This window comes from Bacteroides sp. ZJ-18, assembly GCF_011038705.2.
Taxonomy (GTDB): domain Bacteria; phylum Bacteroidota; class Bacteroidia; order Bacteroidales; family Bacteroidaceae; genus Bacteroides; species Bacteroides hominis.
Window position 1 is genome coordinate 3,031,748 of sequence record NZ_CP072198.1, and the last position, 22,664, is coordinate 3,054,411.

The window sequence follows — 22,664 nt, forward strand, 5'->3', positions numbered from 1 at the left end:
AGAGGACACAGGGTTTTAATCTTTTATTTATCAAGAAAATTAAGAGAAAGATATTCTCTGTGTCCTCAGTGTCCTCCGTGGTGAAATGGATTCATAACTTTTGTTTTTTTAGCATCAGCACCATCAGTGTCCGTGTGCTGACGTATCGTTTGTAATGCCGCAGGCAGAGCAGGCATAGCTTGAGGCGCTGTCGTAAAGGTAATGTATGGGCTTGCCATACGGCAGCATCGAGCATCTGTCGCAAAAAGAGGGATATGATGTAATGGCATTCTTTGGGATAAGTTGGGATTTTATTCAATAGTTCGTTGGTTACGGTAAGGTATCCCTCCATGTTTTTCCATGTAAATTTTCGGGTCATGATAGAGTCTGTTCTGACACGGCGGTGAAAAAACGCACGGCAGATGAATCCTATGCGTGAAGCATGCAGATAGGCTTGTGCCATGAAAAGTTGGTCTTCATGCAATATTCCGGGATAGAATGAAAGCTTTTCAGTGCTGATAAATTCCCGTCGGAATAAGTTGAGGCAGACTGATGACTTAAACTTGTAGGTTTCTAATTGTTGTTTCAATATATCTGTGCCTTTATATGTTTTTTCAGATAGTCCTAAGGTTCTTTTATAATCGAAAGGCTTATTGCCTGTATTGGCTTCACCGCTAAAGGTTTCCGCATCAAAAAAGACGAAGTCGAGAGCCTCTGCTATACATTTGTTATAGCAAAGCTCAAGTGCGTCCGGCTCTAAGAGGTCATCACTATCCATGAAATAAATATATTCTCCGACAGCATATTTGAGGCCTTCGTTGCGTGTGACAGACAATCCTTGATTCGTTTGTCCGTATACCTGGATACGGCTGTCTGTGGCAGCTATCTTGTCTATAACTTCCCGGCTTCCGTCAGTCGACCCATCGTCTATCACGATTATTTCCAAGTCCGTCAATGTCTGCCGGCAAATGCTTTCAAGTGCTTCCTGCACGTAGTTGCAGGTGTTATATACAGGGATAATGACACTCACCTTGGGGTGCCCGTTAGGTTGTTCCATGTTGTTTGTATGAGGTACGGTTCAATAGAGCAAAGATACACAAAAAGATTTAAATAAAGTCTTTTTCTCCTTCAGGAAAAAGGTGAGGCCTGCATGATGATTTCGTTCAGTATCTCCCGGCAACTGATTTTCACTTCCGAGTTTTCTTCTATGAAAGCAATGTAGTAAGCGATGATGTCTGCCAGTTTTTCAGTCGACATGTTTTTGCCGTGCTCCAGTTTGCATAGCAAGCTGCGGCTTATTTCCATCATCTCGGAGGCCTGTGTGGTAGATAAATTCGCTTTTTTTCGTAAGTTAATTAAAAGGGTTCCGATGGATTGGTGTACTATGTTGTTGGTTTTGGCCAACTCTTTTTCTTCGGGCTCTATCAGGAGCCTTTCCGGAGTTTTGTGTTTCTTTTTTGTCATGGTCATTTTAGTATAGTTGTTATGTATTCTGCAAATGTCGAGTATATTTTTTTAATAGTTGTGTCCTGACAGGACACAGATGTGGAAAAATAAAACTCCATCTTTGTAGCACAGGCCGATGGCCTGCAACACGATTCACCACAGAGTAACACAGCGTTCCACAGAGATGGTTCTCTCTTAATATCTTGTAAGCAAGAGGTTAAAAACTCTGTGAGACTCTGTGGTGAATCAAAATCAAAACACAATTATGGAAAGAGAACAATTTTTTATTCTGGAGAAAGATTTTCTTGCCGGACGGCAAGTGGGGGACTTGATACAGTCCTGCGGAATCGAGGGACTGGGGGCCTATATGGTAATCTTGCTTTATCTGCGTCATCAGCCCCGTTACAGGGGATGTTACACGCTCAGCCTGCTGCAACAGTTGGCACGGTGCAATAATGGGACCGTCGAGATGTTCGGGAACGTGATTCTCAATTTCGGGCTTTTCAGTCTGGACGAAGGAGAGGAGCCCGAATTCTACTCCCCGTATTTGGACAGGGTGATGGAGCCTCTCGAGAGAAAACGTGCGAACAGCCGCCGTAACGGATTGAAGGGAGGGCGTCCGGCAAAGAAGGTTCGTCCCGTGCGGACTGCGGACGAAACGTGTGTGCGGCATGGAGCGGAAACGGTTGTGCAGGAGCGCTTGCAACTTGCTGTGACTGAGGAAGAAAAACCCAGAAAAACCTACAATACAATACAGAACAATACAGAACAATACAAAACAGAAACAACAGAAAAGAGTGAGGACGGGGCAGCAGCCCCTGTCACTGCCGCTGCCATTGCCACTGACGAGGAAGATGGTCAGCTTCCGCTTCGTCCCTACACCGGTTGGGAGGCTATGGTGGACGAAATGCAGGCCGATCGCTTCTGGATGGAGATGGTGGGGATGCATTCCGGACTGGGCGAATTGTTTGTAGGCAGGCAGCAAGAGCTGGTCGATCTTTTCAAAGAGCATGTACGCCTCTATGCCAAGGAGGCGGAGATGGTGAACCTGAAGGAAACGAAACGCTATTTTGCCAACTGCCTGGCACAGGGCACGCGGACGTGTGAAATGTTCAGGCAAAAACTATACGCTCGGCAGGCGGTGGTGCGGCAGGCCGATGCTTATCGCTTCGAGACGCTGGTGGAGGGGCGCAGGACGTATCAGGGATATGACATTCCGCCCGAGGCACCTCCACGCCCCGGCGCTACGGCGGTATGGGACGAACGGGCCGGGAGATGGGGGAGGTAGGTAGCCCGGCTGTCGGAGATGTGGAGCCCGGCTGTCGGAGGGTTGGAGCCCGGCTGTCGGAGGGTTGGAGCCCGGCTGTCGGAGGTGTGGAGCCCGGCTGTCCGAAGTGTGGAGCCCGGCTGTCCGGAAAAGGTAGAAATGAATACAATTCACCACAGAGTGACACAGAGTCTCGCAGAGATCATCCGGCTGCGCTCTGTTTCTTTATCAGACAAAAGAACATAAGAACAAATTTTCTGGGGCAAAATAGCAAAAAAACGGTAAAAAATCATCTGTTCTTTTGTTCTTATGTCTAATAACACACAGAGTCTCGCAGAGATCATCCGGCTGCGCTCTGTTTCTTTAATCAGACAAAAGGACATAAGAACAAATTTTTGAGGCAAAATAGCAAAAAAACGGTAAAGAATCATCTGTTCTTTTGTTCTTATGTCTAAAAAAACTCTGTGAGACTCTGTGTCACTCTGTGGTGAAATAAAACAAAAAAAAATTATGCGAGACTATAACAACGTCGGCGACGACCATGTAAAAATCGATCTCCGCGGCAAGTCCGGCGGAGTGCTGAAGACCAAGTGCCCAGTGTGCTACGCCACGCGTCACAACAAGGCAGACCGCTCGTTACGGGTAGACCTCAATACAGGGCATTGCCACTGCTATCATTGCGGGTGGGACGTCTATGTGCCCGATCCTGATGATGACTTCCACCGATGCCGCGAAGCCGCCTCCCGCAGGGCCGCCCGGACTGTCCCCGCCCACTTCCGCCGGCCGGTGTTCGATGCTTCGAAAACCACCCTGTCCGCCGATTTTGAGCGTTGGCTGGTGGAACAGCGTTGCATTCCCCAGCACGTCATAGCCGAACTGCGGCTGACCGAGCAGGAAGAGTATATGCCCCAGACCGGGCAGAAGGAACGTTGCCTCTGTTTCAACTATTTTGAAGACGGAAAGCTGGTCAATACCAAATTCCGTACCTTGCAGAAGCACTTCCGGATGGTGTCCGGTGCCGAGTTGATCCCTTATCACATCGACGCCCTGCGCGGAACGCCGGAGTGCATCTTCACCGAGGGTGAACTGGACGCGGCTTCGTTTATGGCCATCGGGCGGAGGGATGTGGTGTCGGTGCCTTCGGGAGCCAATTCTAACTTGCAATGGATGGACCGTTTTGTGGAGACCCATCTGGAGGACAAACGGCTGATTTACATTGCCGTGGATACGGACGAGGCAGGATTGGGGTTGCGCGCCGAACTGCTGCGCCGCCTGGGAGTGGAGCGTTGCCGGGTGGTCGTCTACGGGCCGGGTTGCAAAGATGCCAACGAGCACCTCTGCAAGTACGGTGCCGAGAGCCTGCGCATCGCCTTGGAGCAGGCCGAAGAAGTGCCCATCGAGGGAGTGTTTACGGCTGCCGGCCTGGAAGAAGAGTTGCGTGCGCTCTACGAGCGGGGTTTTACGCCCGGTGTAGAGACGGGGTGGGAGAATTTCGACGCTCTCTGCACGTTCGAGTTGCGGCGGTTGATGATCGTCACCGGCAAGCCGGGCGACGGGAAGTCGGAGTGGGTGGACGAGCTGGTGCTCCGCCTCTGCCTGCGCCACCGGTGGGATATCGCGTTTTTCAGTCCGGAGAACATCCCCATCGTCTATCATCTGCGCAAGCTGGCCGAGAAGCTGACCGGTTGCCGTTTTCAGCCCGGTTGCGGCATGTCCGAGGGGAAATATCTCTGCGTCAGCCGCTATCTGACAGAGCACGTCTGCCACATCCTGCCCCGGGGAGAGTGCACGCTCGACGCGGTACTCGAGACCGGGCGCCGGCTCGTTGCCCGGCGGGGCATTCGCATTCTGGTGGTCGATCCGTTGAACCGTCTGGAGCACAGCATCCCGCCCGGACAGACAGAGACGCAATATCTTTCGTCGGTGCTCAACCGCTTGTCGGCATTTGCCGTCCGTCATCAGTGTCTGGTCATCCTCGTGGCCCATCCGCGCAAGATGAACCGCCTGCCGGGCAGCGGTTTCACACCCCGTGTGGAGATGTACGACATTAACGGTTCGGCCGACTTTTTCAATAAGGCCGATTTCGGTATCGTTGTCGAACGGGACGACGCGATAGGCGTGGCGCGTATTCATGTGGACAAGGTGAAGTTCAAGCATTTGGGAGGCAAGGGAATGGCCTCGTTTGTCTACAATCCGGTCAGCGGGCGTTATCAGCCTTGCGTGGTGGACGACGACGCTTCGGCACCACCTGAGAGGAGGGTGAGGAATACGCTTTTCGACAGCGGGAGCTGGTTGCCGGAGCAGACGCTGCTTATGGGAGAAACTGTTTAGAAACGAATACGATTCACCACAGAGTACACGGAGGACACAGAGTTTTAATCTCTTGTTTATTAAGATGTTTAAGAGAAAGATATTCTCTGTGTTCTCTGTGTCCTCCGTGGTGAATTAAACTCAAAACCATTACTATCATGAAACATAAAGACGATGATGAAAAAGAAACTCCGTTCTGCTACCGGAGTTACGGGAAAAGTGAGTTGGCAGCGCTTTATCTGCCCGATATTCTGCCTCAGAGCGCTATGAAATTGTTTAACGAATGGATCGTTTCTTTTCCGGGATTGACGGAGCGTTTGCGTGCTACCGGACTGCGTGTCCGTGCCAAGCGTTACACTCCGGCACAGGTGGTGCTGATTACGGAGGCACTTGGCGAGCCTTGACGGACGGGTGGAGATTTATCGGGACCGCAACCGACGCTGCCGGACGGTGACTGTATCTGCACTGCTGCCGTGCCGTATCTTTGTTTCAGTAACTTAAATGAATAGCTTATGGCAAATGTATCAGTAGTGCGCTGTTCGCGCCACAAAAAAATCAGTGACAAAAATTCACCGACCGTTTATTACATCAAGCAGAAGGCGGGCGACTCCAAGGTGTACGACATTCATCGCATCGCTTCGGAAATAGAGTCTGTCGGAGCACTTTCGGTGGAAGATGTCACCCATGTGATGAAGTCCTTCGTCCGTGCCATGAAAAAGGTACTGACCGATGGTAACCGTGTGAAGGTGGACGGGCTGGGAACGTTCTACATCACCTTGAGTTGTCCCGGAGTAGAAGTGGAAAAAGAGTGTACCGTGAAAAACGTGACCCGGGTAAATCTCCGCTTCAAGGTGGACAATACGCTTCGTCTGGTGAACGACAGCGTCGCCACTACGCGCGGAGGAGAAAATAATGTGGTGCTGGAGCTGGTAAGCGCGCAGGCCGGAGGCAGTGGCGGAGACGGGGGTATTGTGGACGATCCGACGGCGTAAGGAATTCGCCGGTGTGTCATAACTCACCCGTGGTAAACCTAAAAACATCTATCATGAAAACAATTATCGAAAAAGCTTTGGAGTGCCTGATGGGCCTCCTGCCGTTTCTGCGGAAGAAGGATGCGGCAAAAATGAAAGAGTTCAGCCAGTTGGTCACCGGTCAGTACGAGTTCCTGATGGGGCAGCTTGAGAAGATGCTGAAAGATTACTTCGAACTGAGTTCGAAAGTGAAAGAAATGCATGCCGAGGTCATCTCGCTACGCGAAGAACTGCTGGAGGCCTTGTCGCTCAGGTGTCGTCTGAAAGAGTGTGAAAGGAGAGAAGCGATATGAGAAAAATCGATCTGATCGTCATCCATTGCTCCGCTACGCGTGAAGACCGCTGCTTCACGGAGTACGATCTGGATACATGCCATCGCCGTCGGGGATTCAACGGTCCGGGCTATCATTTCTACATCCGTAAGGATGGACGCATCGTCAGTACCCGTCCCATAGAACGTGTCGGAGCGCATGCGCGCGGATTTAATGCCCGTTCCATCGGTATCTGCTATGAAGGCGGACTGGACCGTGAAGGGCATCCCAAGGATACCCGTACACCCGAACAGAAGCATTCGATGCGAGTGCTGGTGCGTACGCTTCTGACGGATTATCCCGGTTGTGAGGTGTGCGGGCATCGCGATCTGAGTACGGACCTGAACGGCAACGGAGAGATAGAGCCGGAGGAATGGATCAAGGCTTGTCCGTGTTTCGAGGTTTCGTTGCGGGAGGTATTTGGTTGACGGTTCACCACAGATTACACGGATTAACACAGATTTACACGGAGTTTTGGCTTCCCGTTTACGGGTATCCCGGAGAAAATAAATCCTCTGTGGAACTCTGTGTTGCTCTGTGGTGAATTACCTAAACTAACCATTAATATGCATGTTTTTCATTTGCGACGGCATGATAGATATCGAGTAGTGCTTCTGCGCTTTTGGTCCATGAAAATAGTTTCACACGTTCAAGCCCATATTCAACTTGCCGCTGATAGAAGACGGGATCTAATTCCAAACGTAATAGCTTTTCGGAAATGTCCGCCGGATTGAAAGGGTCAATCAATATGGCACCCTCACCTGCCACTTCGGGCATGGCGGATGTGTTGCCGGTTAAAATCGGTGTACCGCATGCCATAGCTTCCAGTTGCGGAATACCAAAACTCTCACGTAAAGAAGGGTAAAGAAAAGCAAATGCGCCTGTGTACACAGCTGACAAATCTTGGTTTCGGATATAACCAGGATAACTCAGATAAGGTTTTATCTCTTGTATCTTCTCTGTTTCCAGTATTTCATCTATAATTTCTTCTTTTAGGTCGGCTATCAACAGCGGACGCTTCACGGTAGATTTTTTTAGGTATAGAGAATAGGCTTTCAGTAAGCGGGGGGTATTCTTCTTAGGATCGGTATTGCCCAAGAAGAATAGATAACCGTCGGTTTGAATATAGCGCCGGGTCAGGGAAGGCTGTTTAGGCTGTTGTCTGAAATGTTGGCTATAGCCATTATATACAGGGGTAATTTGTTCCACAGGCAGTTTGAGCGCTTCACGGATACGGTTGCATTCAAAATGGGAAACTGTGATGATCTTTTTGCAGTTGGGTAGGATTCGGGGAACCACAAAGCGCCGATAGTACCATCCCATCTCTTGATACCAGGATTTACTGAATGATTGGCGCTTTTCCAGAAAAATAATGTCGTGCAAAGTAAGCACTAAAGCTACCGGACAATAGAGAGGGGCTGTATTACTGGTGCAGTGCAGCAAATCGGGCTTTATGCGGGCTATGGCACGCGGTAGTGCCACCTGTTCCCAAAGAGGATAAGTGGGACAGTGAAGCTCGATGATGTGTACGTTTGGAGAACTTTGCAAACAGTGATCTTCACCGGGACTGACGAGGATATAATATTCATTTTTATGATCTATTTTTTGCAGTTCGCGAATTGTTTCCAGGGCGACAAAGTCCATTCCATGTTTGTTGGTACGGAAAATACGTTGTGCTTCAATGGCTATTTTCATGGTTCTTTATTTTAGGGGTGGGTTACTCTCCGTGTTTAGTATGTATGAATTTCTTGTTTGCTCCCTTGAGCCGGAATAAGTTGCCGATGGTACTTACTATGAGTGGTGGCAGGCATAACAATGACTTTAATAAAGAGCGGTTCATATACTGTTTGGGTATCGGAACCAGCATGGCGGCCATCTGTGCCAGTGATAGTACCCACCATTTGGGAGCAGATGATATACAGATGATTGTCACTAAAAAAGTGATGCTGAAAACTGCCGCTAATTGCAATAGACGCGGAGGGAGCAACCACTGAATGACCTTGTCTATAAGATCGGGATTGCGCAGTTCGTGAGCTATCCCCTTTTTTTGTAAATATTGTATGGCTAAGCGTAAAATGTCGAATTGAGTAATCATCCAGCGTTTACGTTGCTTCTTTATGCTGTCTTTTTTTTGATTTTTTTCGTCATAGACAGGTATGTGTGGCAGATAAGTGATGTGAATCCTGTCTTGTATGAGCAATAATTCAAGTTCTTTATCTTCTCCTACAGTCTTTAGACTGGGCACAGCTTTCTTGAACCAGTCATATTCGAAAGCCATGCCGGAACCCGATAAACTGGCTGATAGTCCGAGATGATTATGTCCGCTACGGAAGATCCCGTTGTTGATCTCTTCGCTTACAGCATCAAGTCGGGCGATGGCTGTATCCAGTTTTTTGCCTGTCCGGTGAGCTTGCATGGCCTTTACTCCTGCACTATAGGCAAGATTCACTTCAGATAGGAAATTGGCTGTTGTCACGTTATCGGCATCCATTATGACGGCGATGTCATATATGGGTAAGGCCGTTTTAACGGCTATATTCAAAGCTTTCGCTTTTGTGCTGTTTGTGTAATCGGCTATTAGCACTTTGGCTAAAAGCCGGTTCAATGCATCGTTTGTAGTATCCTGCATGTGGTCGGAGATGACGTATACATCGTACATCTCTTTGGGGTAGTCCTGTTCAAGGAAAGAACGTACGGAGTCGACGATGACTTTGTCTTCCTGGTAGGCGGGAAAGAAGACGGCAATGCGGTGCAGTCGGCCCGCTTTCGGATAGTTGGGGGAACGATAAAATTTTGACGCGATGGCATATACCAGCAGGTAGCTGACGCAGAGTGCCAGCAGGATGAATAAAATCCAGTCGATCAAGGTTAGTATCATAAGTCTGATATTGGGTTATTGTTTAAACATTTATGCGGACGATTCAGCACAGCGTCCAGAAATCCTTCACTCCGCGCCAGACGGCCCCTGCTAACTTGGGCTGTCCTTTCAGGGCGAAGCGCAGGCTGTCTTTGGGAGCTACTACCAGCATCTGGTAAACGATGGACAGGCAGCGCTCCATTCCCGACAGGTTGCGCCAGGCGTAAAGCATTCGGTTTCGCATCATGTAAAAAGCGCGAAGGGGGCTCTGCCTGCCGGTGCTTTGGCTCTCTTTATGGAAAACGGTGCAGCGCGGTTCGTACCAAAGCTGATAGCCGGCGCGCGTCATGCTGGTACACCAGTCCAGCTCTTCATAATAGAGGAAATAAATCTCCGGCATCAGTCCGGCTTTCCAGATGACCTCCCGTTTCAGCATCAGCGCGGCTCCATGAAGGTAGGCGCTGGGGCGGGGCGTGCTGAAAGTTGCATCGTCCGGACATCCCATACCCAAAGCCTTGTTGCGCATCGTATAGGGGCTCAACTTGGTGTAGCCGGCAAACTGGATGTTTTGCGGTGGGAAGGCGAAGCGGATCTTGGGCGAAACTGCTCCGATGCGGGGACTGCTCTCCAACCGTTCTATCAGGGCGGGCAGCCCGTCTTCGGTCAGGTAAGTGTCATTGTTGATCAGGAACAGGTATTGTCCTTGCGCTATCTGTATCCCGAGATTGTTGCCTCCCGAGAATCCGAGGTTCTTCTCGCTGCGGAGGGTACGCACAAAGGGGTATCGTTCCTGTATCATCCGGGCTTCATCTTGCCGGGACGCGTTGTCCACCACAATGATTTCGTAACTGACGGAGTGTATGGTAGCGCGTAGCGACTCTATCAACTCACAAGTGTCATTCAAGCCGTTGTAGCAGATGGTGATAAAAGAGATGATAGGAGATGTTTGTTTCATTTATGTAACGGTTTTGAGTATTATTCACCACAGAGGACACAGAGAACACAGAGAATATCTTTCTCTTAAACATCTTAATAAACAAGAGATTAAAACTCTGTGTCCTCCGTGTACTCTGTGGTGAATTGTATTCATTTCTATTTCAATTATTAATAAAATTCTTCTTGCTCTGTCTTATTTTTCTTCTTTTTCAGTTCCTCTTCTTCTTTCTGCATCACGGGATCGATATAAGGACCCGCTATGCAAAGGGCGAAACCGGTATAAACGATAATGGAGTTGGGATATTGCATCACATCATTTACATAGGCGGCAACGAAGAAACCGGCAGCCATACAAAGCCAGGCGGCCAACAAGCCTCTCAAGCGCTTGTTCATCACCTTAAACATCAATAGCCAGGAACACCAGGCAAAGAGTACTCCATGAACAAGCAGATAGAGCACCAGTCCTATGATTCCCGTTTCTACCCACACGCCTACCAACCACGAGTCGGGCGGGTAGTGCATCAGTTCCCGGGGCTGAAAGCGTTCTCCTTTCGACAGGCCAAGCCCGTAACCAATGGGTTTTACTGCCATCAATGCTTTCATGTTGTTCTTATTCTTAACCCTCACTTGATAGGAGGCGTCTTTGCTGGGACGGAAGGCAGAGCGCATCTTGCGGACATACTGGTTGCTGTCTCCGATGTTGGTGAAATAAAAGAATGAAAAAATAGCAACCAGTGAAACGGCTCCAAACACAAATCCTTTCCAGTTTTTAGAGATTAAAACATACAGCAGGATTCCTCCCAACGGTACACCTACGGCTGCCCGGGTACCCGAGATGCCAATGCAATAAAGAGCGCAAAGGGTGATGACACCGAAGTATATCTTCATCCACTTTTTACGGACGAAGAAGGCAGACATGCCGAATGTGGTGGCGGCCATGGCTGCGTGGACTCCATAGTTAGCCGCATCGGAAAAGCAGGAGAAATAGCGGATGCCGGACCAGATGAAGTGGGTGCGGTGCCCTCCCAGTACATAAAGAAAATAGAGTTCCCGTTCGTTGAAGCCGTGATTTTTTTGCCAGTAACCTTTCAGGGTGGCTATTAAAACGAAAACGGACCAGATCAGCAGCAGAGCTTCTATCCCCTTATAATTACGGATGGTCAGGGGCACTAAGAATGCGCAAAGCAACGGGTAGAAAAAGTATTGGGGGATGGCTATGTTCCATGCTTCCTGCACGTGATTGGAGTTGCCTATTTCGAACAGGCAATAGAGCCCCCATATCAGGATAAGCCCTGCCATTAGGTTTCTCCCCCGTTTCCAGTCTGTACTCCGGCTGCTGCATCTGCCTAAAGCAATCACACCCAATACGGTCACAATCGGAAGAGTGGCCAGTCCCATCTTGACGGATATGAACATCCCCATCAACATCAGTATCAACTGGGAGGCAAACAAAAGATAAAAAACGGGTTCGGATGTATCCGGATCCCGTTCTTTATAGATTTCTTCATCATTCGTCATCATCGTCATCCTGGAGATTGTCGTTGGAGGTTTTCTTGCTGCGGAGGCGGTATAGAGACCTTTCTGTCAATGCGAGTTGAGAGATCCGATACATCTGTTTGCGCATCCAGGTATATGGCGGAAGCATACCGGTGTAAGTCTCTACTTCGTACTTCGGCGCGCGGTTGAGGTAGAAATATGGAGGCTTTCCTATCTGTAACCTGAGCTTTTGGAGTAATACCTTGTCAGTCGCTTTCCAACCAAGGATAGCCGAAGCAACCAATAAGTTCAATTGAGCTTCTTGCAACAAGGGTGTCGGTATGTTTATTTGCTTCAGATTGCGGTATTCCACAATCACGATTTCTTCGGACTGAGGCGTATAGATTTCTTTCAGGCTTTGGGATAGTATGAAACCGGGTGAGCCGGAGTCGAAATCAATCCCGTCGGTCAGCAGTCGTACTTTCAGGCCAAGCGATTCCCAATAGTTCTTAAGGCGCTCTGCCAAATAGGACTTGCCACTGCCTTCTTCGGTACTGAGAAGATTGAGAATAAAAGGAAGCCCTTCTGCTCGTCCGGTGAAGAAACGTTGAATAGCGGTGCCCATATAACGGGTGGCCGCATCCTCACATTGTTTGTTGACGGGGCCGGGCTTCATGGGAGCAGGATAGGAGCCCAGTACAATGCCGCCTGTCAGCTTGCGCGTACGGGGTGTGTCACGCAGAGTGCGGTCAATCAGTTCTATCAACAGGAATACTGCCACTAAAAAGATAAAGGCTCCGGCACATGCCATCGCTACAATTTTCCGTCCTCCTACAGATTCCTGATTGATCGGATAGGCAGGCGGATTGAGCACCTTCAGGATGGCGGCGGTCATCTCCAGGTTCTTTTTGCGCAATAAAGCGTCGTTATAACTTTTTAAGTTGGTCAGGTAGCTCTGTTCGGTAAAGTTGATGATGCGTTCTTTGCGTTTAATGGTGGTGCCCACCGGAGCAAAGTGAGTGTATTTCGCATTCAGGTCGTTACGGCTTTTTTGTACAATTTTCAGTTCGGCTTTCGCTTTCTCAAAAAGCAGCAGTTGGTCGAGCCACTGTTCCACGATGGTGTTTCGGGCAACTCCCTCTTTGGAATGTTGTCCGTTCACGTATCGGCTGGCAATGCTTGACAATTCTTTCCGATTTTGCGCTAAGCGGTCTTTGTAGGCTTGGAGCTTGGTTCCGGTGCTGTCACTTGGCGATGAAATCGTTTCCATCTCAGTGATTTTTCCGGTTAAATTGCTCGTCTGCTTTAGTTTATCCACTAACTGTACGTTATGGATCAGTTGTTTAGAGTTTGCGTCCATCTGTCTCTCGAGCTCCATAAGCATCGCTTTCGAACTGTTGTAAGCAAACTCTACATCTTGTTCGCGCAATTCAAATTCTTTATTGATGGCAGCTATCTCTTTGGTCTCGTCATAATAGTTGATGATCCGGTTGTCTATATTATATTGGGTCAGATTGTCTTCCTGTCCGGCAAGTTCTTTACCGATGCGTTTCAATTCTCCCGCAAAGTATTCAATCACTTTATCGGTGCCGCCGTAACGGAGTGCCTGATATTCGTTGACAAATTCCTTCATCAGGATGTCAATCGTATTATAGGCAATGCCCGGATCGCCGGACTGATAGCTGGTCTTGATTAAATCACTGTTTCCCTTACGTTCTACTTTGATCCTCTTCAGGGCTTGATAACTGTAAAATACATGCTGAAAATAAAACAATCCGTAAATGTAATTTTCTTTGTCCGGACGTTCATATTTCATGAAGTTCTCCATGGTCTTGTCTTCGCTGTTCCGATCGATCAAGGCAACCAGTGCTTTACCATCCTTACTGTTCTTCATGTGATTGTAAGTATAATTATAGCTGGAGGCGGTGATTCCTTCGTTGTCTTTATCCGGCCTTCCTTTTACCAGGACGCGTGAGAAGAGACGCAGGGAGACACGCTTCAGGGTACTTTCCGATTGCAGGATATTGATCAGGTTGTCCATTGAGTTTTGAGCCAACGCCCAGTCTACTTTAGTCGTTTCTTCGATGCCATAGCCCGATACAACCCCTGTATAAAGGGTGGATTCCACATTGTAGCCTCCCTGCATCCGTCCTATACGGAAATATACAAAAGCCGTAATAAGGGCGGTACCCAACAGGATCCACCATTTCACACGATAGAGAGAGCGGAGCAGATAAAATACATAGTCCATAATGTATGATTGTTTATTTTCTTAAAATAGGTGTACGGGTGATGACTTCCAGAATCATCAGGCTCTTGGTTACTTCAAACTTACTTTTTTCGAAAGCTTCTAATGCGGTGGATTGTCTTTGCTTTTCGACAGATAAATCTCCTGTGTCAATGATGTTGTTTACGAAATTCTTCTCGGCTACATCATACTGCATAGTTGCCAATTCCAAGGCTTCCGCCCGCAGTTTTAATACATTGAGTTGAGAGGTTGCGGTTGCGTACATTTCGATGATTTCCCGCTTCATCTCTTCAAACTTTACTTCCCGTTCCAAGGCAGCAGCTTTTACATTCAGTTTTTGGCGTTTAACGCGAGGAGACAGATCGAATAATTCGTCAAAGGGGATACTGACTGCACCGCCTATTGTATACATGGTTTGTTTGGATGTATTGTAGTTGTACATAATGGGGGTGGAAACGTCGGTAAACGTATTATCTACTCCGACTTTTCCCCACTGATAACTACCCCGGGCACTGAAGAACTTCAGGAACGCGCGTCTTTCCTTGGCCAGCAGTTTGCGCTCTATCTGCTCTTTTACACCGGCCAGTTCATAGATCGGTCCTCCTTTGGCATTTTCGAACAGAAGGTCGAGTGGGGGGAGGGAAATATTAGTATAGTCTTCCGTAGTCAGTTTAGAGTAATCGCTGGTTTCCTGCGCATATACAAGAGAAGCTGCACCAAATAAGAGTAGGGGTATACTAATGAATATGAATAGGATTCTTTTCATAAACGGGTATATTTATTTGTATATATTGTCTGTATGCTTGTGAAATCTGTGCAAATATAAGACAAATCTGCAACTAATGCCCTAAATATACCCCTTTTTTTATAAATATAGCATTGAATTTGAATATAATTTATTTAAAATGCCTCGGTCATGTTGAAATAGAACAGGTTTTGTTTGTTCACCATGTTGCGCCCCAGGTCGAGACGGACGTTCATACGAGGCTGTACTTCTATGCGGAGACCCACGCCCATGTTGGGCAGAACACCCTCTATTTTTCCCGGATTGGGACCCATAAATCCGCATCCGGCCCAAGCCACATAGCCTATATGGCTGAGCATGCGTTTCACCCAGTTGCCCTTGTCCGTATTGATCATCTGGCGATATTCGGCCATGACGACGTGTGACGATTTATCGCGGTATTGCCCCATATAATATCCCCGAAGGTCGAACGGAGTGCCGCTTAGCGCGTATTTATTGAGCGGAACGTCGCCAAATACGTTTTTACTTTGGGCGGTCCATGCAAGCACACCGCGTTTGCGCAACGTTTTGTACTGGCGGTAGTCTATCTCCAAACGGTAGAAGCTGTTGTCGCTTCCCAGGAATTTTTGGTACATCATGCCTCGGAAGTCGAGATACATGCCGCGATAGGCATTGGCAGGTACGTCGCGTGTATCATAAGTCAGCAGGAAACCGACACCTGAACTGAAGTTCTTATAGCCTTTCTCTGTGCCGCCGGCCGCTTTATAAGAGGGTTGGTCGACAAGGTATTTGGCCGGATCGTACATGTGGTCATAATTGAGGTCGACTTGCGGACCGGCAAAGAAGTTGCTTTCGCCCAGGCGGAACAGGAACCAAGGGTTGATCTGCAATCCGCTGTAACGATACTGGCTGGTGGTGTCGCTGCGCACATAATCCTTATTGGTACTGTAACCGATGCCGTAAAAGTTTTCCTGTGTGTTTTTATAACTGAACTGTCCGAAAATACGGAAACGGTCGCCCTTAAAGAAAAGTTGCGGCTTGGAGAACAGGTTGAGTCCGCCATTGAACATCAGGGCAATGGCTACGGGCACTACAGAGCGCTGCTGGGTGGTGTCGCTGGGATTCATCCGGAAGGTCATCAACCCGCTGCCGCCAATCAGCAGACCGAAATCGGGAGTGTAGCTGGGACCTCCGAGAATATTGTAGTGAAGGTTACGGCGGGCCACCCGCTGACGTCGTAGTTCGCGCTTGGATAGGGCGGGAATGCTGTCTTGCTTTGTCGTGTCAGTGCTGAGCGTAGTGCCTTCTTCTTGAGCTACAGTGAATGTGGCGGGCATGATCGCCATCAATATACCTATTATATATTTTTTCATTGCTTTGTACGAATATGGGTGCAAAGGAAACTATTTTATTTGGATTAGTTTTCATTCGAATAGATAATAAATCTAAATACTGTGACAAAAAATCCGGAAAAGGATGCTATTTTTGCAAAGAAAAAGGAGAAGGCTCCTTTATTAACCAAATTACTTTACCACATGAATAAACGAATATTATCTGTTTTTGTTCTGAGTGCCGCATTCTTAAGTGTGTATGCACAGCAGGACAAGGGAGGTATCAGCCCCGAAATGCTGAACCGGATTAAACAAAACTACCAGGGCACGACAACCGACAAGGCCATCCGTAACGCGATCGGTAACAACGATATCCGTAAGCTGGCTCTGAATCAGGACAACCTGAAGGGAATGGATACCCATTTTTCTATTAAAGTAGACTCAAAAGGAATTACAGACCAGAAATCGTCCGGTCGTTGCTGGCTGTTCACCGGCCTGAATGTGATGCGCGCCAAAGCCATCGCCCGGTACGGACTCGGATCGTTTGAGTTTTCTCAGAATTACAACTTCTTCTGGGATCAACTGGAGAAAGCGAATCTTTTCCTGCAAGGTGTCATCGACACCCGTGAGAAGCCGATGGACGACAAAATGGTGGAGTGGCTGTTCCGTAATCCGCTGAGTGACGGAGGTACGTTTACAGGTGTAGCCGACATCGTTTCTAAATATGGTCTGGTGCCTAAAGAGGTGATGCCTGAGACGAACAGCAGCGAGAATACATCACGCATGGCTGGGCTGATTGCTGAAAAATTGCGTGAATTTGGTCTGCAACTGCGTGATCAGGCTGCAAAGGGAGACAAACTGCCTGCGCTTGAAAACAGTAAAACGGAAATGCTGGGCACCGTATACCGCATGCTGGTGCTGAATCTGGGGGTTCCTCCTACGGAGTTTACCTGGACGCGTAAAGATGAAAAAGGGAATCCGGTGGAGACTGCACAATACACACCGATGTCGTTCCTCGAAAAATACGGCGACAAGAATCTGCTGGACAATTACGTGATGCTGATGAACGATCCGAGCCGTGAATATTATAAGTGTTATGAAATCGACTTTGACCGTCACCGTTATGACGGACGCAACTGGACGTATGTTAACCTGCCGGCCGATGAAATCAAGGAGATGGCCATCGCTTCGCTGAAGGATAGTACGATGATGTATTTTTCGTGTGATGTAGGTAAATTCTTGAACTCGGAACGCGGGTTGCTGGATGTGAACAACTATGACTATGCTTCGTTGATGGGTACCACTTTCGGTATGGATAAGAAACAGCGTGTGCAGACATTTGCCAGTGGATCGAGCCATGCCATGACTCTGATGGCGGTAGACATTAAGGATGGCAAACCGGTGAAATGGATGGTGGAAAACAGTTGGGGAGCTGCCAATGGCTATCAGGGACACTTGATTATGACGGATCAGTGGTTCAACGAATATATGTTCCGCCTGGTGGTAGAAAAGAAATTCGCAACTCCCAAAGTGTTGGAAGTTCTGAAGCAGAAACCTGTTCGTTTGCCTGCCTGGGACCCGATGTTTGCTCCGGAAGAGTGAAATGAACGCTGACCGATGAACTCTGAATGATAAACGGTCAACAGGTTTGTGCCATAAGGTAGGTATTGCCTTCATTCTCCCCCGGTTTATAAGGGGAGCGTCCTTTGGGGGGGAGAGGAGATTGAATACATATCTTTATATATCGATTGAAGGGTTCAAAACGATCGACGCTAAATAAAAAAGGGTGTAGCTGTCCTCCGCGGATGGCTACACCCTTTTGCTGTTGGGGCTACACCCTTTCATCCATAGGGCTACACCCTTTTACAACTAAGGCTATACCCTTCTTTCCGGATGGCTATGTCCCCCCCATAATTTATACTTTCCGGCATCCCCTGTTCGCCGTCAATAATTCATTCAGCATAGCCTGTTCCTCGTTCTTTGTTGACCATTCATCAGTGATAATTTTAGCCTTTTTAGTATCTTTGTGATCGTTAACGATGCTAATTAAAGAAATATCTCCTTAATTCCTTTCACATTTCCTCTTTATTCACATTATTATTTATTACTTTTGCGGGCAAATTATGAAACCATTATTTTATATAATCACATGGCAAATGTAATAAAGTTACGTAAAGGCCTTGACATCAACCTGAAAGGAAAAGCTGCTGAAGAGCTCTCAACGGTGAAAGAACCGGGATTCTACGCACTCGTACCCGATGATTTCCCAGGAGTGACTCCGAAGGTGGTGGTGAAAGAACAGGAATATGTGATGGCCGGGGGACCCTTGTTTATCGACAAGAACCATCCTGAAGTTAAATTTGTTTCGCCCGTTAGCGGCGTTGTAACAAGCGTGGAGCGCGGTGCACGCCGTAAGGTGCTGAACATCGTGGTTGAAGCCGCTGCTGAGCAGGATTACGAAGAATTCGGCAAGAAGGACGTATCCAAACTCGACGGTGAGGCTGTGAAAGCTGCACTCTTGGAAGCTGGTATGTTTGCATTTATGAGACAGCGTCCGTATGACGTGATTGCCGATCCGACAGTCGCTCCGCGGGCTATTTTCATTTCTGCTTTCGACAGCAACCCGCTGGCACCCGATTTTGAGTTCGCTCTGAAAGGGGAAGAAGCTAATTTCCAGACTGGACTGGATGCCCTGGCTAAGATCGCCAAGACGTATCTCGGTATTAGCAGCAAACAAAAAACGACAGCCTTGACACAGGCTAAAAATGTCACGGTAACCGTATTTGACGGACCGAACCCTGCTGGAAATGTAGGGGTGCAAATCAATCATGTAGCTCCTGTGGTGAAAGGTGAAACCGTGTGGACCATCGGCGCAGAAGCTGTGATCTTCATCGGACGTCTGTTCAATTCCGGACGGGTGGATCTGACACGCACTGTAGCCGTTACAGGCTCTGAAGTCCTGAAACCGGCTTATTGCAAACTGAAAGTAGGTGCATTGTTGACCAATGTGTTTGCCGGAAACGTGACAAAAGATAAGGAGTTGCGTTACATCAGCGGTAATGTGCTGACAGGCAAGCAGGTGAAACCAAACGGATTCCTCGGTGCTTTCGACAGTCAGTTGACCGTGATTCCCGAAGGCGACGACATCCACGAAATGTTGGGATGGATCATGCCCCGTTTCAATCAGTTCAGCGTGAACCGTTCGTATTTCAGCTGGTTGATGGGAAATAAGAAAGAGTATGTGCTCGATGCCCGTATCAAGGGAGGCGAACGCCATATGATCATGTCCGGCGAATACGACAAAGTGTTCCCGATGGACATTCTGCCTGAATTCCTGATTAAAGCAATCATTGCCGGAGACATCGACCGCATGGAAGCTCTGGGTATCTACGAAGTAGCGCCCGAGGACTTTGCTTTGTGTGAGTTTGTCGACTCTTCGAAACTGGAATTGCAACGCATCGTTCGTGCCGGACTCGATATGCTTCGTGCTGAAATGATGTAATTCATAACACATAATTTATATAATTCATAATTAATGAAAGCGTTAAGAAATTATCTCGATAAGATAAAGCCGAACTTTGAAGAGGGCGGCAAACTCCACGCGTTTCGTTCGGTGTTCGACGGTTTCGAAACATTCTTGTTCGTGCCAAACACCACTTCGAAATCGGGAGCGCACATCCACGACTCGATTGATAGCAAACGTATCATGTCGATTGTGGTTATTTCGTTGATACCGGCTTTACTGTTCGGTATGTACAACGTAGGTTACCAGCATTTCACTCACACCGGAGCTCAGGGTGGTTTCATCGAAATGTTCATTTACGGTTTCCTGGCCATACTGCCTAAGATTATCGTATCTTATGTAGTGGGTCTGGGCATCGAGTTTGTCGTAGCACAGTGGAAGAAAGAAGAAATTCAGGAAGGTTTCCTCGTTTCGGGTATCCTGATTCCGATGATCGTACCGGTGGACTGTCCGTTGTGGATTCTGGCGGTAGCTACTGCATTTGCTGTTATCTTCGCTAAAGAAGTATTCGGCGGTACAGGTATGAACGTGTTCAATGTTGCGCTCGTTACCCGTGCTTTCCTATTCTTCGCATATCCTACCAAGATGTCGGGTGACGCCGTTTGGGTGGCGCAAGACAGTATCTTCGGACTGGGTAATACGGTAGATGGACTGACAGCGGCCACTTCGTTGGGGGTAGCATCTACTGCTACCGATCCGAACGGGTTCCCGGCTTTCTCCTGGGACATGGTGACCGGCCTGATTCCGGGTTCTATCGGTGAAACCAGTGTGATTGCTATTCTGATTGGTGCTGCTATCCTGTTGTGGACAGGTATCGCAAGCTGGAAAACGATGCTTTCCGTATTCGTAGGTGGTGCTTTCATGGGCTGGATTTTCAATGCTGTAGGTCCGGACACTGCCATGGCTCACATGCCTTGGTACGAACACCTCGTGCTGGGTGGTTTCTGCTTCGGTGCCGTATTTATGGCTACCGACCCTGTGACTTCTGCACGTACGGAGACCGGTAAATATATCTTCGGATTCCTGATCGGTGCGATGGCCATCATCATTCGTGTGCTGAACCCCGGTTATCCCGAAGGTATGATGCTCGCTATCCTGCTGATGAACATCTTCGCTCCGCTGATTGACTACTGTGTGGTTCAGAGCAACATCAAACTGCGTGAAAAACGCGCTATTAAGTCTAACAATTAAACCGAACAAGAAAGATGAATACAAATAGTAATTCTTATACTATCATTTATGCTTCGGTAATGGTTGTTATCGTGGCATTCCTGCTCGCATTCGTCAGCTCTTCACTGAAAGCGATTCAGAACAAGAATCAGGAGCTGGATACGAAGAAGCAAATTCTGGCTGCTTTGAACATCAGAGATGTGAAAGACGCCGATGCTGAATATAATAAATATGTAAAGGGTGACATGCTGATGAACGTAGATGGCACTCTGACAGAAAATACGGATGGTTTCTCTATCAGCTACGAAAAAGAAGCAAAGGAGAACAATCGTTTGCACGTTTTCGTATGTGAGGTAGACGGAGAGACCAAGTATGTGGTACCGGTTTATGGCGCCGGCCTTTGGGGTGCTATCTGGGGATATGTGGCTTTAAATGCTGATAAGGACACTGTTTATGGTGTTTATTTCTCGCATGCCAGCGAAACTCCGGGATTGGGTGCCGAAATTGCGACAACCGCTTTCCAGGGTGAATTCTCGGGCAAGAAGGTGTTGAAAGACGGACAGGTTGCACTGGCTGTAGAGAAAAACGGAAAGGTGACAGACCCTGCTTATCAGGTGGACGGTATTTCGGGTGGTACAATCACTTCGAAAGGTGTGGACGCCATGATCAAAGCTTGTCTGAGCCAGTACGATAAATTTTTAACTAATAATTAAGGAGGAACGATAGAATATGAGCCAATTATTTTCTAAAAAGAATAAAGAAGTATTCGCTACTCCGCTGGGATTGAATAACCCGGTAACCGTGCAGGTGCTCGGTATCTGTTCGGCGCTGGCTGTAACGGCCAAACTGGAACCGGCTATCGTGATGGGTCTTTCGGTAACTGTGATTACGGCCTTTGCAAACGTCGTTATCTCTTTGCTGCGTAAGACGATTCCTAACCGTATCCGTATCATCGTACAGTTGGTGGTAGTAGCTGCGTTGGTAACTATAGTAAGTGAGGTGCTGAAGGCATTTGCATACGACGTAAGCGTACAGCTTTCGGTATATGTAGGTCTGATCATTACAAACTGTATCCTGATGGGACGTCTGGAAGCATTTGCCATGGCAAACGGCCCGTGGGAGTCATTCCTCGACGGTGTGGGTAATGGTCTGGGATATGCCAAGATTCTGATTATCGTGGCTTTCTTCCGCGAATTGCTCGGATCGGGCACGTTGCTCAACTTCCGTATTATCCCTGAGGCATTCTACAAGATGGGCTATATCAACAATGGTTTGATGTTGATGCCGCCGATGGCACTGATCATCTGTGCTTGTATCATCTGGTATCAGCGCAGCCGTTGCAAAGAACTCCAGGAAAAGTAATACAACCTAAGAAAGTAAAAGAAAAATTATGGAACAATTATTAAGTTTATTCGTCCGCTCCATCTTTGTGGACAACATGATATTCGCCTTCTTCCTGGGTATGTGTTCATATCTGGCTGTGTCGAAGAATGTGAAAACTGCTGTAGGACTGGGTATCGCCGTAACTTTTGTTTTGATCGTTACGTTGCCGGTCAACTACTTGCTTCAGACAAAGGTGCTGGCTGCCAATGCTATCATTGAAGGTGTTGACCTCAGCTTCCTGAGTTTTATTCTCTTTATTGCCGTTATTGCCGGTATCGTGCAGTTGGTAGAAATGGTAGTGGAACGATTCAGCCCTTCGCTCTACGCTTCACTGGGTATCTTCCTGCCGCTGATCGCCGTTAACTGTGCCATCATGGGTGCCTCACTGTTCATGCAGCAGAGAATCACGATGGATCCATCGAACCCGCAGGCCATCACCGGTGTAGGTAGTGCTGTGGTATACGCGCTCGGTTCCGGTATCGGTTGGTTACTGGCTATCGTCGGTCTGGCTGCTATCCGCGAAAAGATGGCCTACTCTGATGTTCCCGCTCCGCTGAAAGGTCTGGGCATTACGTTTATCACGGTAGGACTGATGGCTATGGCCTTTATGTGTTTCTCTGGATTGAAGTTATAACTAAAGTAAAAAGAATA

21 protein-coding genes are annotated in these 22,664 nt (G+C 48.1%); 12 read left to right on the top strand and 9 right to left on the bottom strand.

Annotated features, from left to right (window positions below; translation table 11 throughout):
* Positions 1-91: 91 nt before the first annotated feature.
* On the bottom strand, positions 92-1,036 hold the full coding sequence (locus tag G7Y45_RS12055; protein WP_165014581.1) for a glycosyltransferase: 945 nt from the start codon (positions 1,034-1,036) through the stop codon (positions 92-94).
* A gap of 71 nt (positions 1,037-1,107) precedes the next feature.
* Entirely contained in the window at positions 1,108-1,443 is a 336-nt protein-coding gene (locus G7Y45_RS19960; RefSeq protein WP_005805322.1) for a helix-turn-helix domain-containing protein, read from the bottom strand.
* A 247-nt stretch (positions 1,444-1,690) separates the two neighbouring features.
* Between G7Y45_RS19960 and G7Y45_RS12070 the strand changes: the two genes are divergently transcribed.
* The 6 genes from G7Y45_RS12070 (at position 1,691) to G7Y45_RS12095 (ending at position 6,772) form a co-directional block, all read left to right on the top strand.
* On the top strand, positions 1,691-2,713 hold the full coding sequence (locus G7Y45_RS12070) for a DUF4373 domain-containing protein (protein WP_165014584.1): 1,023 nt from the start codon (positions 1,691-1,693) through the stop codon (positions 2,711-2,713).
* A gap of 489 nt (positions 2,714-3,202) precedes the next feature.
* The gene (locus G7Y45_RS12075) at positions 3,203-5,023 is read left to right on the top strand and encodes a bifunctional DNA primase/helicase (protein ID WP_165014587.1); all 1,821 of its coding nucleotides are present in this window, start codon (positions 3,203-3,205) and stop codon (positions 5,021-5,023) included.
* 137 nt (positions 5,024-5,160) lie between these two features.
* Positions 5,161-5,406, top strand: coding sequence for a DUF4248 domain-containing protein (locus G7Y45_RS12080; RefSeq protein WP_005776901.1), 246 nt, complete (start codon positions 5,161-5,163; stop codon positions 5,404-5,406).
* Positions 5,407-5,514: 108 nt separating this feature from the next.
* The gene (locus tag G7Y45_RS12085) at positions 5,515-5,994 is read left to right on the top strand and encodes an HU family DNA-binding protein (RefSeq protein WP_005805332.1); all 480 of its coding nucleotides are present in this window, start codon (positions 5,515-5,517) and stop codon (positions 5,992-5,994) included.
* Positions 5,995-6,047: 53 nt separating this feature from the next.
* The gene (locus G7Y45_RS12090; protein WP_005805336.1) at positions 6,048-6,326 is read left to right on the top strand and encodes a hypothetical protein; all 279 of its coding nucleotides are present in this window, start codon (positions 6,048-6,050) and stop codon (positions 6,324-6,326) included.
* Positions 6,323-6,772 carry an N-acetylmuramoyl-L-alanine amidase gene (locus G7Y45_RS12095; RefSeq protein WP_005776967.1) on the top strand — a complete coding sequence of 150 codons (450 nt, stop codon included), beginning with the start codon at positions 6,323-6,325 and terminating at the stop codon, positions 6,770-6,772. Before G7Y45_RS12090 ends, G7Y45_RS12095 begins: the two co-directional genes overlap by 4 nt.
* A gap of 133 nt (positions 6,773-6,905) precedes the next feature.
* Here the strand turns inward: G7Y45_RS12095 and G7Y45_RS12100 are convergent, their stop codons facing one another.
* From G7Y45_RS12100 to G7Y45_RS12130, 7 genes are all read right to left on the bottom strand, one after another.
* Positions 6,906-8,039 carry a glycosyltransferase family 1 protein gene (locus tag G7Y45_RS12100; protein ID WP_032530875.1) on the bottom strand — a complete coding sequence of 378 codons (1,134 nt, stop codon included), beginning with the start codon at positions 8,037-8,039 and terminating at the stop codon, positions 6,906-6,908.
* Positions 8,040-8,061: 22 nt separating this feature from the next.
* Positions 8,062-9,222, bottom strand: a complete 1,161-nt coding sequence (locus G7Y45_RS12105; RefSeq protein WP_032530873.1) for a glycosyltransferase family 2 protein — start codon at positions 9,220-9,222, stop codon at positions 8,062-8,064.
* Positions 9,223-9,265: 43 nt separating this feature from the next.
* Complete coding sequence (locus tag G7Y45_RS12110) at positions 9,266-10,156, bottom strand: glycosyltransferase family 2 protein (protein WP_165014590.1); 891 nt, start codon at positions 10,154-10,156, stop codon at positions 9,266-9,268.
* Positions 10,157-10,305: 149 nt separating this feature from the next.
* Entirely contained in the window at positions 10,306-11,655 is a 1,350-nt protein-coding gene (locus G7Y45_RS12115; RefSeq protein ID WP_005776972.1) for an O-antigen ligase, read from the bottom strand.
* On the bottom strand, positions 11,645-13,864 hold the full coding sequence (locus tag G7Y45_RS12120) for a hypothetical protein (protein ID WP_165014593.1): 2,220 nt from the start codon (positions 13,862-13,864) through the stop codon (positions 11,645-11,647). The genes G7Y45_RS12115 and G7Y45_RS12120 overlap by 11 nt, the downstream gene beginning before the upstream one ends.
* A gap of 13 nt (positions 13,865-13,877) precedes the next feature.
* Complete coding sequence (locus G7Y45_RS12125; protein ID WP_005805356.1) at positions 13,878-14,627, bottom strand: TolC family protein; 750 nt, start codon at positions 14,625-14,627, stop codon at positions 13,878-13,880.
* Between the two features lie 134 nt (positions 14,628-14,761).
* Positions 14,762-15,979: a BamA/TamA family outer membrane protein gene (locus G7Y45_RS12130; protein ID WP_165014596.1), complete on the bottom strand. Its 1,218-nt coding sequence runs from the start codon at positions 15,977-15,979 to the stop codon at positions 14,762-14,764.
* Between the two features lie 162 nt (positions 15,980-16,141).
* On the opposite strand from G7Y45_RS12130, the gene G7Y45_RS12135 reads away from it, so the two are divergent.
* The 6 genes from G7Y45_RS12135 (at position 16,142) to nqrE (ending at position 22,647) form a co-directional block, all read left to right on the top strand.
* Positions 16,142-17,539 (top strand): C1 family peptidase, encoded by a 1,398-nt coding sequence (locus G7Y45_RS12135; RefSeq protein WP_005776984.1) that lies wholly within the window; start codon positions 16,142-16,144, stop codon positions 17,537-17,539.
* Positions 17,540-18,086: 547 nt separating this feature from the next.
* Entirely contained in the window at positions 18,087-19,439 is a 1,353-nt protein-coding gene (locus G7Y45_RS12140) for a Na(+)-translocating NADH-quinone reductase subunit A (protein ID WP_005776985.1), read from the top strand.
* A 33-nt stretch (positions 19,440-19,472) separates the two neighbouring features.
* Complete coding sequence (locus tag G7Y45_RS12145) at positions 19,473-20,651, top strand: NADH:ubiquinone reductase (Na(+)-transporting) subunit B (RefSeq protein ID WP_005776987.1); 1,179 nt, start codon at positions 19,473-19,475, stop codon at positions 20,649-20,651.
* Positions 20,652-20,665: 14 nt separating this feature from the next.
* Positions 20,666-21,343, top strand: a complete 678-nt coding sequence (locus G7Y45_RS12150; protein ID WP_005805370.1) for a Na(+)-translocating NADH-quinone reductase subunit C — start codon at positions 20,666-20,668, stop codon at positions 21,341-21,343.
* A gap of 16 nt (positions 21,344-21,359) precedes the next feature.
* On the top strand, positions 21,360-21,992 hold the full coding sequence (locus tag G7Y45_RS12155) for an NADH:ubiquinone reductase (Na(+)-transporting) subunit D (RefSeq protein WP_005805372.1): 633 nt from the start codon (positions 21,360-21,362) through the stop codon (positions 21,990-21,992).
* Between the two features lie 28 nt (positions 21,993-22,020).
* Positions 22,021-22,647: an NADH:ubiquinone reductase (Na(+)-transporting) subunit E gene (gene nqrE, locus G7Y45_RS12160; protein WP_005776993.1), complete on the top strand. Its 627-nt coding sequence runs from the start codon at positions 22,021-22,023 to the stop codon at positions 22,645-22,647.
* The last annotated feature ends 17 nt before the right edge of the window (positions 22,648-22,664 follow it).

Bases quoted from the DNA above. Each gene is read 5' to 3' on its own strand.
- G7Y45_RS12055 (WP_165014581.1), bottom strand. From the start codon at position 1,036: ATGGAACAACCTAACGGGCACCCCAAGGTGAGTGTCATTATCCCTGTA.
- G7Y45_RS19960 (WP_005805322.1), bottom strand. From the start codon at position 1,443: ATGACAAAAAAGAAACACAAAACTCCGGAAAGGCTCCTGATAGAGCCC.
- G7Y45_RS12070 (WP_165014584.1), top strand. From the start codon at position 1,691: ATGGAAAGAGAACAATTTTTTATTCTGGAGAAAGATTTTCTTGCCGGA.
- G7Y45_RS12075 (WP_165014587.1), top strand. From the start codon at position 3,203: ATGCGAGACTATAACAACGTCGGCGACGACCATGTAAAAATCGATCTC.
- G7Y45_RS12080 (WP_005776901.1), top strand. From the start codon at position 5,161: ATGAAACATAAAGACGATGATGAAAAAGAAACTCCGTTCTGCTACCGG.
- G7Y45_RS12085 (WP_005805332.1), top strand. From the start codon at position 5,515: ATGGCAAATGTATCAGTAGTGCGCTGTTCGCGCCACAAAAAAATCAGT.
- G7Y45_RS12090 (WP_005805336.1), top strand. From the start codon at position 6,048: ATGAAAACAATTATCGAAAAAGCTTTGGAGTGCCTGATGGGCCTCCTG.
- G7Y45_RS12095 (WP_005776967.1), top strand. From the start codon at position 6,323: ATGAGAAAAATCGATCTGATCGTCATCCATTGCTCCGCTACGCGTGAA.
- G7Y45_RS12100 (WP_032530875.1), bottom strand. From the start codon at position 8,039: ATGAAAATAGCCATTGAAGCACAACGTATTTTCCGTACCAACAAACAT.
- G7Y45_RS12105 (WP_032530873.1), bottom strand. From the start codon at position 9,222: ATGATACTAACCTTGATCGACTGGATTTTATTCATCCTGCTGGCACTC.
- G7Y45_RS12110 (WP_165014590.1), bottom strand. From the start codon at position 10,156: ATGAAACAAACATCTCCTATCATCTCTTTTATCACCATCTGCTACAAC.
- G7Y45_RS12115 (WP_005776972.1), bottom strand. From the start codon at position 11,655: ATGACGAATGATGAAGAAATCTATAAAGAACGGGATCCGGATACATCC.
- G7Y45_RS12120 (WP_165014593.1), bottom strand. From the start codon at position 13,864: ATGGACTATGTATTTTATCTGCTCCGCTCTCTCTATCGTGTGAAATGG.
- G7Y45_RS12125 (WP_005805356.1), bottom strand. From the start codon at position 14,627: ATGAAAAGAATCCTATTCATATTCATTAGTATACCCCTACTCTTATTT.
- G7Y45_RS12130 (WP_165014596.1), bottom strand. From the start codon at position 15,979: ATGAAAAAATATATAATAGGTATATTGATGGCGATCATGCCCGCCACA.
- G7Y45_RS12135 (WP_005776984.1), top strand. From the start codon at position 16,142: ATGAATAAACGAATATTATCTGTTTTTGTTCTGAGTGCCGCATTCTTA.
- G7Y45_RS12140 (WP_005776985.1), top strand. From the start codon at position 18,087: ATGGCAAATGTAATAAAGTTACGTAAAGGCCTTGACATCAACCTGAAA.
- G7Y45_RS12145 (WP_005776987.1), top strand. From the start codon at position 19,473: ATGAAAGCGTTAAGAAATTATCTCGATAAGATAAAGCCGAACTTTGAA.
- G7Y45_RS12150 (WP_005805370.1), top strand. From the start codon at position 20,666: ATGAATACAAATAGTAATTCTTATACTATCATTTATGCTTCGGTAATG.
- G7Y45_RS12155 (WP_005805372.1), top strand. From the start codon at position 21,360: ATGAGCCAATTATTTTCTAAAAAGAATAAAGAAGTATTCGCTACTCCG.
- nqrE (WP_005776993.1), top strand. From the start codon at position 22,021: ATGGAACAATTATTAAGTTTATTCGTCCGCTCCATCTTTGTGGACAAC.